9 protein-coding genes and 1 pseudogene are annotated in these 12918 nt (G+C 35.1%); all 10 read left to right on the top strand.

Annotation, left to right across the window (positions count from 1 at the left end; genetic code table 11):
• The first annotated feature begins 160 nt into the window (after nt 1-160).
• Nucleotides 161-2110 carry a sodium:proton antiporter gene (locus tag QJV49_RS01025; RefSeq protein ID WP_225511408.1) on the top strand — a complete coding sequence of 650 codons (1950 nt, stop codon included), beginning with the start codon at nt 161-163 and terminating at the stop codon, nt 2108-2110.
• Between the two features lie 299 nt (nt 2111-2409).
• Complete coding sequence (locus QJV49_RS01020) at nt 2410-3117, top strand: hypothetical protein (protein ID WP_225511407.1); 708 nt, start codon at nt 2410-2412, stop codon at nt 3115-3117.
• 267 nt (nt 3118-3384) lie between these two features.
• Nucleotides 3385-4851 (top strand): annotated as a pseudogene (locus tag QJV49_RS01015) (helix-turn-helix domain-containing protein).
• A gap of 482 nt (nt 4852-5333) precedes the next feature.
• Entirely contained in the window at nt 5334-6830 is a 1497-nt protein-coding gene (glpK, locus tag QJV49_RS01010; protein ID WP_004257913.1) for a glycerol kinase GlpK, read from the top strand.
• A gap of 36 nt (nt 6831-6866) precedes the next feature.
• On the top strand, nt 6867-8696 hold the full coding sequence (glpO, locus tag QJV49_RS01005) for a type 1 glycerol-3-phosphate oxidase (RefSeq protein ID WP_225511406.1): 1830 nt from the start codon (nt 6867-6869) through the stop codon (nt 8694-8696).
• Between the two features lie 51 nt (nt 8697-8747).
• Nucleotides 8748-9485 carry an MIP/aquaporin family protein gene (locus QJV49_RS01000; protein WP_225511405.1) on the top strand — a complete coding sequence of 246 codons (738 nt, stop codon included), beginning with the start codon at nt 8748-8750 and terminating at the stop codon, nt 9483-9485.
• A 307-nt stretch (nt 9486-9792) separates the two neighbouring features.
• Nucleotides 9793-10248 (top strand): MarR family winged helix-turn-helix transcriptional regulator, encoded by a 456-nt coding sequence (locus QJV49_RS00995; RefSeq protein WP_225511404.1) that lies wholly within the window; start codon nt 9793-9795, stop codon nt 10246-10248.
• Nucleotides 10249-10782 carry a GNAT family N-acetyltransferase gene (locus QJV49_RS00990; protein WP_225511403.1) on the top strand — a complete coding sequence of 178 codons (534 nt, stop codon included), beginning with the start codon at nt 10249-10251 and terminating at the stop codon, nt 10780-10782.
• 18 nt (nt 10783-10800) lie between these two features.
• Nucleotides 10801-11502 carry a B3/4 domain-containing protein gene (locus QJV49_RS00985; RefSeq protein ID WP_225511402.1) on the top strand — a complete coding sequence of 234 codons (702 nt, stop codon included), beginning with the start codon at nt 10801-10803 and terminating at the stop codon, nt 11500-11502.
• Nucleotides 11474-12676, top strand: coding sequence for an MFS transporter (locus QJV49_RS00980; protein ID WP_225511401.1), 1203 nt, complete (start codon nt 11474-11476; stop codon nt 12674-12676). Before QJV49_RS00985 ends, QJV49_RS00980 begins: the two co-directional genes overlap by 29 nt.
• The last annotated feature ends 242 nt before the right edge of the window (nt 12677-12918 follow it).

The following is a 12918-nucleotide window of genomic DNA, read 5'->3' as shown; positions in this document are numbered from 1 at the left end:
TTTAAATATTTAATTAAGTTATACAGTGAATACGTATTTTCCTTTTTTAAAAATATAACTAATTTCTTGATATATTTCATAATTTCTATTATTAGTTTTGGTAACCAAATCTTGAACATGCTATACTATAATAGAATAAAAATTTAGGAAATGGTGTTTTATGTCAGCTATTAGTTTTATTGCTGTGATGATGATTGGTGTTATCGGTGCAAATGTAATCAAAGAGTTTTTTCCACAAATTTCAGAAACTTTTATCTTGATTGGAGTGGGCCTTATTTTAGGTTTCTTGCCAGAATTTAAGAATTTCGAATTAGAACCAGAGTTTTTCATGATGTTAATTATTGCTCCACTAATGTTTTATGAGGGTAGTAAGACTTCATTAAAAAAGGTAAGGAAAAATTTTAGAGGAATATTTTTTTTATCAATCACTTTAGCGGTAGTTACGGTACTTTTAGTAGCAGTGATGACGAATAATATAATGGGGAGTTGGATATTTCCTTTAGCTATCTGTTTTGCAGCGATTGTAACCCCAACAGATGCAGTCGCTGTAAAATCAATAATTTCAGGAAAAAAAATGCCTCAAGGAGTTAATGAGGCAGTTGAATTCGAATCTTTATTCAATGATGCAACGGGGTTAGTCTTACTGAGCCTAGGGTTATCTGTTTTAGAAAGTGGACATTTTAGTATTTGGGAAGGAATTGGTCGATTTATTTTTGTCTCAATAGGCGGAACCTTCATTGGTTTGGTTGTCGGTGCCTTACTAGTAAGAATTAGAACAGCGATCAATCTGCGAGCCACTCGCCCGGAAGCCACAATAATTCCTATTTCAATCCTGACCCCTTTCTTTATTTATTTGTTAGCAGAACACTTTGGGACTTCTGGTGTCCTAGCTGTAGTTGCTGCCGGGTTGATTCATAATTTTGAAGGAAATATGCTTAAACTAACTTCAACTAATGTTCAATTAACAAATAATACAATCTGGGAGATTTTAAGTGATATTTTGAATAACTTTGTTTTTATTATCTTGGGTGTAAGTCTATTTGGAATTTGGGATATCTTTAAGTCACTTGGTTGGAAAGAATCAATTGTATTATTTTTGATAAGCGTTTTAGTTTACTTACTGATGTTATTTATAAGAAAATATTGGACCAATAGAAAAGGGAATAGATCAATTGAACATTTTTTCTCTAATAATAAAGAAGAGCGTAGTAGAGATTCAACAATTTTTGCGCTATCTGGAGCCCATGGAACGATGACATTAGCAATGGCTTTCTCATTGCCTTTGAATACTAATATTTTGAGCAATGAAAATAGAGAGATTATTATTACAATGGCTGCTATTGTAATCCTCTTAAGTCTCATTGTCCCAACGCTTATTCTTCCAAAATTACTGCCTGTGCTTGAGAGCGAGAGCTCTGATAATATTAATCAAGTTCGTAATGATATGGTTGATTATGCGATTCTACATATGGTAGAAGAAATTGAAGATAGTAAAGTCCGCAGTAGTCTTACAAAGCAACTGCAATCACAAAAAGGACTTCAGATTCCTGACCATAGTAAGAGCAGTAAATTAATGGATGAGATTATAACTTGGCAGGAAACTTTACTTGATACAGCAACTATAAAAACACAATTTTCGTCCAAAGTTATTGACTATTTTAGAGTTTATTTAGAAAATAGCAGTAAACATACAACTAGTAAGAAAATAAGACGATTATTTTCAAGAAGACGGAGTGGAAGAAGGGTTGACTCAGTAGAAATGCAAGAATTTGCAACAATTAGAAATGATATAAGTCGCTTAGAAAGTGCTCTATATCAGCAAACAATTGAAAAACTAAGTTTTCTTGAAAAAGAGCGAATTGAAAATCGGATAACTGATTTTAGTGATATTGAAGAAGTTAAACATATTTTTGAGAATAGGCATTATCGTATTCGCAACGAAATTCAAGAAGACACAATTATTCCAAATGAGTTACTCATAGAGGCCTTTCAGCTTGAATATCAGTTTGTATTAAACCAGGTAAAGATGGAAATAATTTCCAAAGAAACCAGTAATAAACTTTTTAAAGAAATTAATAATGCTCAAGTTTTACAATTACAGAAACAATGAAAGCCCATTATGGGCTTTTTTGTTATCTAAACTACTATTTTGTAAAGAACTGGTACTAAGTCTTAGGAGCAGTGTCTTCTTTATATAATCCAGTTGATTACTGGTAATTATCAATTCTATTTGCTAGAATATGCTTGTGTTAAACAAGAGTTTGTGATATCAGACTGGCTTGGTTGTCTGACTAATTTACTTAAACTAATCTGTACTTTTTAAGGAGGTGATGCAAGATGAAACATAAATCTGAATTGAAAAGTTTAAAGGATTGTTTTATAGAAAATGACATATGGAGGGAATGATAGATGAAACTAATACTATCATCAATTTTTTTAGGGTTCGGTGGATTTGATCCAATGGGGGCAGTGCTTATAATGGCTGCACTAGCAAATAGAACAAAGAAAAACCAAGTATATTTGTTTTCTTTAATGGCTTTACTTTCCACAGTCATTTTCGGATTAACACTTTCATACGGTACTAGTTTAGGATTGAATTATTTTACAAATATAATGAATCATATTCCAGATATGGCTTATGTACTCACCGGTTTTTTGATATCCTTTGTATGTGTAGCTTGGTTTATAAGATCAACCTTTCTGAAAGGAAATAAAGAAAGAGGAGATGACAAGAAAGAATCGAAATTTATGAAATTTGCTAAGAGAAGTATGCCACTTGCAGGTTTTATTTTTGGGTTTTGGGCTATGTCAGATCCTACTTTTTGGGCAGTGGTTGCACTAAGTGCAAAAGAAGGGAATATATTATTAACGATATTGTGTTTAACAATTTGGATGTTGTTAGGACAGATTCCTTTATATACTTTAGTAGTATCATTAATATTTAATGTCTATGAAAAATGGATTAAAATAGTAAATAGATATCTAGACAAAAATAACCGAAGAAAAAAACTAAGTAATGCCACTAGAATAATAATATTACTATTTATATTAGGTATTGGTATTTATTTTTTTATTAATTCATTAGTATATTTACTAAAAGGGATTTGGATATATTAGTTTATAGATTATCGTGAATGAAAATAAAACATGGTTAGTGTCTACTAAACATGTTATAACCTAAGTTTACCTGATTACTTCTATACTATAGCCTCAAAATTCAGAAGATTAAAAGAAGAATAAGGATTTTGGTCATATTCTTTTTATTGTACAATTTACCATGTTCATACTGAGCAATTTTTAATAACAAAATAAAGTGAAGTGATAAAATAGAATGAGAATATGAAAACGTATACGAAAAAAATTAGTATAGAAAAAGGAAAAGCCGTGAATATTGAAGTTTTACTTGAAAAGAAAGAACAAATACAGGTTAAGATTTTACGTCAGTTGATCCTCAAACGTGATAAGCTAACAGCGCAAGAATTATGTGAGTGGGTAAACCTCTCTCGTCCTTCGGTTCAGAGTTATCTGGAGGACATATCTTATATAGGACAGATGATTGGGAAACCCATGGAAGTTATTCGTCAGAACAATAAACTCGTTCTAAACATGGGGGAATCACAAACTTTAGATGAAGTCATCAGTTTTTTAATCAAAGATAGCATCAAATATCGCTTGATTCTCTTATTTTTAGAACAAAAAAATTATATGATTTTTGAATTAGCAGAAGTCCTGCTGCTCAGTGAGTCTTCCTTGTTCCGCAAAATCAAAGAACTCAATAAACTTTTAGTGGAGTTTGATATTCAAATCAAAAATAATAAATTGGTCGGAGAAGAAAGTCAGATTCGCTATTTTTACTATCTGCTGTTTGATTCGCTTCATCCTAAATTTCGCCCAGACTTACTCAAAGTCAATAAGTTTCAGGTTGATTTTGTACAACAACTTGAAGAAACATTAAAAGTAAAGTTTTCCGCAAGTAGCAAAGATAAACTTTATCGCTGGTTAGCAATTACAGAAAAAAGGCGAAAACTTACAGATATCCAAATTACTAAATCTTTGGAAATGAAGAAAATATACCAAGACGATCATCTCTATCAACTATTGGATTCTCTTTTTTAACAACATATTTATGATAATCAGAGCAATGACAACTGTGAGACAATCTTTTTCTACAGTTTTCTCCTATCTTTTTTCATTCTAGATAAGGAAAGTTATTACCGTTTTGATATATACCGCAGTAAAAAAATTCCAACTGTTCTCTTGAATATTTCTTTAAGAGAGCGTATGTTGAACTATTATCGTCCCCATCGTTTAGGTTTTGAAGAGGAAAAATCCATCAGTTATCAGCTGGCTCAAGTAAACAATAAATTCGCCTTTTTCCAAGGAAGCCTCTTTACCAAAATCCAAGAAGATTTAATGATGCATAAACAAAACTGGGTCGATAAGAGTTTCCAAGATTTACTGGATAACCTCAAAGGCATTGCCTTAAGTTATATTCCCAAAGAGCAGGACTTGCCAGAACTCATCTTTGGTTATCGCAATGCCTTGATGCTGCTGGAGCTCTTATCTGCTCAACAATTGACGGTGGCTTATGATTTGTCTGATACACCTGCCTACCAAATCCCGATGGAACACTATCTTAAAAATCACCTCAGAGCTGTTGAAAAGATAAAACTAGAGCATTACCAAGAAAGTCAGAACTATGATCTGCTTATCTCAAGTAAAAGAAATGACAATCGAAAGCTTGTCTACATAGTTTCCGAGTTTTCCAGTGATTATGATTTTGAAGAATTATTGTCACGTATTGAAAGCTTAAAAAAAGAAAAATTTCAAAAAAAAGCAATTTTGAATTAAGAAGAAAACACAAAAAGAGGAGAAAACTCCTCTTTTTTGTGTTTTCATGTAGATATTATTTTCCATTTTTGGAGATAATTACTACAATGACATTCTATTAGTCGCTTGTCGCTGAATTTATTATGAGAGAGCTGAAGAATTAAACTGTTGCCTACGGACAAAACACTGCGCATATAACACTAGGATTGCACTAGAGTATTCGCTCGCTGATAAACAACTTTAATTTTCCTTTTAGCAGTTGTTTTAGGTTGAACCGCTTGACAGCTCAAATAGGTTTTAAAATAAATTGGTGGTAGCTTTTTTACCTTATCTTAATTCACTAATTAGTTCGAACTCCTCAAATCGAGTGATTTTTTCTATTTAAATCTATTTTTTAACCTGACTGCCAATTTTTTTTAAAATTTGATAAAAAATGAAAGTTTCTATTCGTTCTAAAATGCTATAATATAAAGTATAGAAAGCGTTTACAAAGGAGAGAGAACATGACAGAAACTTCTTACATTATGGCAATTGACCAAGGTACGACAAGCTCAAGAGCTATTATATTTGATAAACAGGGCAAACACATTGGTAGTTCCCAAAAGGAATTTACACAATACTTCCCTAAAGAAGGTTGGGTTGAACATGATGCCAACGAGATTTGGAACTCTGTTCAGTCTGTTATCGCAGGGGCTTTTATCGAGTCGGGGATTAAGCCTGTACAGGTTGCGGGTATCGGTATTACTAACCAACGTGAAACTACCATTATATGGGACAAGAAAACAGGAAAACCAATCTATCATGCTATTGTTTGGCAATCTCGTCAATCTGCCGATATTGCTAATGGTCTTAAAGAAGCAGGACATGAGGAACTCTTCCATAAAAAGACAGGACTTATTGTGGATTCATACTTTTCAGCCACAAAAATTCGTTGGATCCTTGACCATGTCGAAGGAGCACAAGAGCGTGCAGAACGCGGAGAGCTCCTCTTTGGAACCATCGATACATGGCTCTTGTGGAAGTTGACAGATGGTGATGCACACTATACTGACTATTCTAATGCCAGTCGTACCATGCTCTACAACATTCATGAGTTGAAATGGGACGAAGAAATCCTGAAAATTCTTAATATCCCAGCTTCAATGCTTCCAGAAGTCAAGTCCAACTCTGAAGTTTACGGCGTGACTAAAGGTTTCCATTTCTTTGGCTCTGAAGTGCCAATCTCAGGTATGGCAGGAGACCAGCAAGCTGCATTATTTGGGCAAATGGCCTTTGAACCTGGAATGATAAAAAACACCTATGGTACAGGTTCGTTTATCGTCATGAACACAGGTGAGAAACCACATATTTCGAAAAATAATATGCTTACAACGATTGGTTATGGCATTAATGGGAAAGTTTATTACGCCTTAGAGGGAAGCATCTTTGTTGCAGGGTCCTCTATCCAATGGTTACGTGATGGTTTGAAAATGTTGGAACGTGCCAGTGATTCCGAAGAAGTGGCACTCCAGTCTAGGAGTCAAGATGAAGTTTATGTGGTGCCAGCTTTTGTCGGCCTTGGTGCTCCGTATTGGGACCAAGAGGCGCGTGGTGCGATGTTTGGCTTGACACGTGGAACAACAAAAGAAGATATTGTGAAAGCAACCTTACAAGGGATAGCTTATCAAGTTCGTGATGTAGTCAGCACCATGAAAGAAGATACAGGAATTGATATGTCTGTGCTCAAAGTAGACGGTGGCGCTGCAAACAATGAATATTTGATGCAGTTCCAAGCTGATATCTTGAATATCCCAATCCAACGTGCGGGAGATTTGGAAACGACAGCACTTGGTGCAGCCTTCCTTGCAGGACTTGCCGTTGGTTTCTGGAAAGACTTAGAAGAGCTTAAAGAATCCTATGAACCGGGCAAAATTTTCCAAACTCAGATGCAAGAAGAACGTAGAGAAGAACTCTATGCCGGTTGGAAAAAAGCCGTGAATGCGACACGCGCTTTCAAATAATAATCAATCAGACAGTAATCTAAAAGGAGAATAGAAATGGCTTTTTCTAAAAAAACAAGACAAGAAGCAATCACAAAAATTCAAAATGAAGAGATGGATTTACTCGTTATCGGAGGAGGGATCACTGGTGCTGGTTTGACATTACAAGCGGCGGCGGCTGGCGTGAAAGTTGCTGTACTTGAAATGCAGGATTTCTCAGAAGGGACATCCTCACGCTCAACAAAACTCGTGCATGGTGGCATCCGTTACCTCAAAAACTTCGATGTCGAAGTCGTTTCCGATACAGTTTCAGAACGTGCTGTTGTTCAAGGCATTGCGCCACATATTCCTAAGCCAGATCCGATGTTACTTCCTATCTACGATGATGAAGGCAAGACAACGTTTGATATGTTTTCTGTGAAAATTGCGATGGATTTGTATGACCGTTTGGCCGGTGTGGATGAAGATTCACCATATGCCAACTACACTATCTCACCAGAAGAAGTCCTGCGCCGCGAGCCACTCATCAAGAAAAAAGGTTTGCAAGGGGCTGGAGTCTATCTTGACTACCGTAACAACGATGCCCGCTTGGTGATTGATAACATCAAAAAAGCTGTGGAAGACGGTGCCCAAGCCATCAGCAAGATGAAAGTGATCGATTTTATCTATACGGACGGACAAATTTCTGGTGTTCGTGCGCGTGATTTGTTGACAGATCAAGTCATTGAAGTCAAAGCTAAACTTGTGATTAACACAAGTGGACCTTGGGTAGATAAGATCCGTTACCTGAACTTCACACGTCCCATCGTGCCCAAAATGCGTCCAACAAAAGGTGTCTATCTTGTAGTAGATGCGGCCAAATTACCTGTACCACAACCAACTTATTTTGATACAGGCAAACACGATAAACGGATGGTCTTTGCCATTCCACGTGAAAATAAAACTTATTTTGGTACGACAGATACGGATTATCATGGCGACTTTACCGATCCAAAAGTGACTCAAGAAGATGTAGATTACCTCTTGGATGTTATTAATTTCCGTTATCCGGAAGCAAATATTACAATTAGTGACATCGAAGCTTCATGGGCTGGATTGCGTCCATTGTTAGGCGGAAATTCTGGATCAGACTATAACGGAGGTGATAATGGTGCGGTCTCTGAAACCAGCTTTAACGCCGTCGTTGAGGCAGTGCTCCGCTATAAAAATAAAACAGCAACAAAAGCTGAAGTGGAGCATTTGTTGAACAATATGGAATCAAGCCTTTCCGAAAAAGGAGATGCACCATCTTCCGTTTCCCGTGGCAGCTCACTTGAACGCGAGAGCGATGGTTTGATTACTTTAGCAGGTGGTAAAATCACGGACTACCGTAAAATGGCAGCAGGTGCGATGGAGCTCATTTGCCAACTGCTTGAGGAGGATTTTGGTTTGAAATATGAACCTATTGACTCTAAAAAATACCAAATTTCTGGTGGCGAATTTGACCCAACTAAAGTTGAAGAAGTTGTTGCTGAAAACATGAAAGCTGGTGTAGCTGCAGGTCTTACAGAAGAAGAAGCAAAATACATTGCTGATTTTTATGGTATGAATGCACTCCAAGTGTTTGCCTATGCTTCTGAAATGGAAGCTTATGAAGGCTTATCTCTAGCCGAATCCGCACGTCTTCGTTATGCCCTTGAGGATGAAATGATCTTGACTCCAGTGGACTACTTGCTTCGTCGTACCAACCATATTTTATTTATGCGTGAAGGAGTAGATGCTATCAAGGTATATGTTGTCAATGCCATGGCGGCCTACCTCGGCTGGTCTGCAGAAGAAAAAGCAGAACAAGAAAAAGCTTTGGAAGAAGCACTTCGTGAATCTGACTTGTCGGACTTGAAGAAGTAAAAAAAATGCAAAAATGATTGAAACAAATAAAAAATAGAAAAAGGAGTCAATATGCACTCAGAAATGGTACAGTTACTTGGTGAATTTTTAGGCACATTTATCTTAATCCTTCTTGGTAACGGTGTAGTTTCAGGCGTTGTCCTGAACAAGACGAAAGCTACAGGAGCGGGTTGGGTTGCCATCACACTCGGTTGGGGCTTTGCAGTAATGATGGGGGTTTATGTTTCCGGATTTATGTCGCCTGCCCACTTGAATCCAGCAGTAACAATTGCAATGGCAATGATTGGTAGCTTTAGCTGGAGTCTGGTTTTCCCTTATATTATCGCGCAAATGCTTGGGGCAATGGTTGCCAGTATTATCCTCTATCTGATGTTTTACCCTCACTATGCGGAAACTAAAAATTCAGCAGATATCTTGGGTACATTTTCTACGGGTCCTGCCATTCGTCAGACGAGTTCAAACTTAATCAGTGAGATTGTTGGAACAGCAGTTTTAACGACAGGTATTCTGGCCTTTGGTCAATACGCAATTACGCAGACTTCAGGTGTTTCACCTCTTTTAGTGGGTGCCATCATCACAGCCATTGGTTTATCACTTGGTGCGACAACAGGCTACTCTTTAAATCCCGCACGTGACTTAGGGCCTCGTATCATGCACGCCATCTTGCCTATCAAAGGCAAAGGGGATTCAGACTGGTCTTACGCATGGATTCCTGTCGTAGGGCCAATCATTGGCGGTAGTTTAGGTGCCATTATCTTTAACATGGTTATTCAATTTGCAAGTAAATAAATTGAAATAATAGACGAAAGTAGAGTTAGACAGAGGTCTAACTCTTTTTATGAAAAATAAATGATCCATAGCACTTTAAGCTGTAGATGAAACTCAAAAAAGTGGTGGATATGTAGCTTATTTCATCGATGCTGAAACTTGCTTGATATTCAATGATGTTGAATGTCTTTGGCGATGGATTCTCAGAAGAAATAGACGTTTTTATTAGTTCTTAAGTTGTCAAAAGACAGCTTTTTTATTTTTAAAAATTATAGTTGCAAATGCACTAAAAAAGAAGTATAATATTTTTTAACGAAGGAGTTTAAAAATGGAAAGTGAAATATTAAGACAAATAGGAACAATTTCTCGTTCTTTAGATTCGATCAGTAATGTTGAATTTGCACAATTTGATCTGGCAAAGGGTCAATATCTTTATTTAAGTCGGATTAAAGAAAATCCAGGCATCATTCAACATCGTTTATCAGAGTTATTATGTGTAGATAAATCTACTGCAAATAGAGCCATAAATAAATTAGAAGAAAAAGGGTTAATCACTAAAAAGGATGACTTAGTGAATAAAAAAGAAAAGCATCTCTTTATTACCGAAAAGGGAGAGGAAATTTATCCAGTCATTATTCGTGAAAATGATTACTCGACAAAAGTCGCAACAGAAAATATTTCAGCTGAAAAAATGGAAGTATTTGTTGAAGTAATAAATAAAATGGCTGATAATCTCTCGCAAAATTGGTTGGATGTCAAGAAAGGAATCAAAAGAAATTATTAAATGGAACAAGAAGTAGAAATAATATTAAAAGTAGTAACCTTACAAGACGTTAAACAATTACAAAAAATAAGTATTGAAACTTTTTCCGACACATTTAAAGATGCCAACGATGAAGCGGATCTAAAAGAATATTTAAAGAGTGCTTATAATCTTGAGCAATTGAAATCGGAGCTTTCATCTCCTGATTCAAATTTTTATTTTGTTTACTACAAAAAAGAACTAGCAGGATATTTAAAGCTAAACGTCTCTAATGCTCAAACGGAAAAACATGACATAAATGCTTTAGAAATAGAGAGGATTTATATAAAACCTAATTTCAAACGTTTAGGACTTGGAAAATACCTCTTGAACTATGCCATCGAAAAAGCAAAAGAGCTAAACAAAACGAGTGCTTGGCTTGGTGTGTGGGAGGAAAATATAAATGCACTAAATTTCTATAAAAAAATGAATTTTGTTTGCTTTAGTGAACATGTATTTGAACTTGGTGGAGAAAAGCAAAGAGATATTCTAATGAAGTTAATCATAAATAAGTGAAATAAAGGAGAGAACAATATGGATTCTAAATTTAAAGTAGATAATAGCTTTTGGGATATATTTCCTGAGGCAAGTATAAGTGTTTTAACGATAAAAGGCATTAATAATAAAGTTCAGTCAGCAGTTATTGCCAGAACGCAGGAATTATTGAATAGTTCCACCATAAAATCTGAAAAGCATTTAAAAGAGGACACTTTTTCTTCAAATGCAATCATTCAAGACTGGAGACAAGCTTTTACGAAGTTTAAAAAGAAAAAAGGAGCACGTTCATCAATTGAAGCCCTATTAAAACGAGTGAGTCAAGGTCAAAAATTCAATTCAATAAACCCTTTAGTAGATATCTACAACAGTATTTCTTTAGAATACGGTGTTCCGTGTGGTGGTGAAGACTTAAACAAGATTTCTGATATCATGCATTTAGGAACTGCTAATGGAGGTGAGGCTTTTAGACCTTTGGGTTCAGATAAAGATGATCCAGCATTACCAGGTGAAGTTATTTATTATGATAATGAGGGAGCAATTTGTCGGAGCTTTAACTGGCGTGAAGCACAAAGAACAATGTTAACTGAAAATACAACCGATGCAATTATGGTAATTGAAGCAATTAATGAAGAGCAACAAATAATAAGTGAGCAAGCTATACTCGAATTAAAATACCGTATTCAAAATATATTAGGCATAGAGGGGCAAATTGAAGCATTTACAAAACCTCAAAAATAAACATATTCCTTTAATGATGAGCCCTTTTGTATCACAATTAGGGCTTTCGGTTTATTTAATTGGACTGAATTGGTTAATTGTAGAGGCCACAGGGACAACAAAACAGTTAGGAATTATACAGGCAGTAAGCGGTGTTGCTTTTATCATTACTGATGTGTTTGTCGGAGTATTAGTTGATAAATATAACCCTAAAATACTTATCCTCCTGACAAATTTATTGTCAGCACTAGTAAATTTTGGAGGAGCAATACTTGTAAATTCTAATCACCCACAGACCTTACTCTTAATAGTAACTACCTTTTCTCTAAATATTATGTTGGCAATTAACTACCCCTCTGTAAAAGCTTTAGTTCCTAGCGTCATTAAATCGAATAAAATTCAAATATTTAACGCAATTTCTAATACAATATATGGATTTGCTAGTATTCTTGCACCACTCATTTGTAGTATTCTCCTTTCCTTAGGGAAACTCTCTTTTAATCAATTCTTATTGGTAAATGGACTTCTTTTTTTGTTTGCAGCATTAATAAATAATAGAATTGACTCTCCTAAGTCCTATTCAATAAATATAAGCGGAAAGTTTATAGAGAATCTCATTGAGGGGTTTCAGTATATTAGGAGAACTAGAAAACTTATATTATTAATCTCTGCAATGGGAATTTTTAATTTATGTTACTCAGGATTTCTATTATTGATTCCCTATTTAGCTAAAAACTATTTTCAAAGCAATGTTAATATATATAGTATAGCTTTACTTTTAATGTCATTAGGAGGATTGGTGGGAGGTATACATCTTGCAAGACAAACTAAAAGTATTAACAGTTCAAAAGTATATCTTGAGTTAGTACTATTTTCACTAATATTGTTGGGAGTAGTTTCTTATTTTAATCAATATACTTGGTTAGGAATGATTGCTGTATTTGGGTTTATCCAAGCTCAATTATTTGGGAGTATACCGACATTTATTCAAAAAGAAACGGATAGCAAATACTTGGGGAGAGTTTTCGGATTAGCTTTCCTAGCATTTGATGGTGCACAACCTCTAGGGAGTCTTCTGTTTTCCAATCTTATTGATACATTAAGTTTTAAGACTTATGTTGGAATTAGCTTCATCATGCTTATATCATTTATTGTTTTATTTGTTTTTGACTTAAAAAATGAAGCTCCAAATTAGCCGCTAGTATGATCTTACGGCTCTTTTATTTCTTTAAGATTAGTATTGAGGTCGGTATTAAGGTCAGTATTAGCAATTCAAATGGGAGTAGTTAAAAGATGAACGAATGGTACTCGTTTAACGGTCAGAAGTTAAGTCGTGGAATATTTAGTGTTAAGGAGTACTTAGCAAGTCATTAATTTGTCTTTGAAACCCTTAAACATCTTTCATATCCAAGAAATAAACCTAAAATAAATCTCTTG

Origin of the sequence: Lactococcus sp. NH2-7C, assembly GCF_029953655.1 — a bacterium.
Lineage (GTDB): Bacteria > Bacillota > Bacilli > Lactobacillales > Streptococcaceae > Lactococcus > Lactococcus lactis.
The sequence above is the reverse complement of the archived record's forward strand: the minus strand, read 5'-3'. Positions and strand labels throughout refer to the sequence as shown.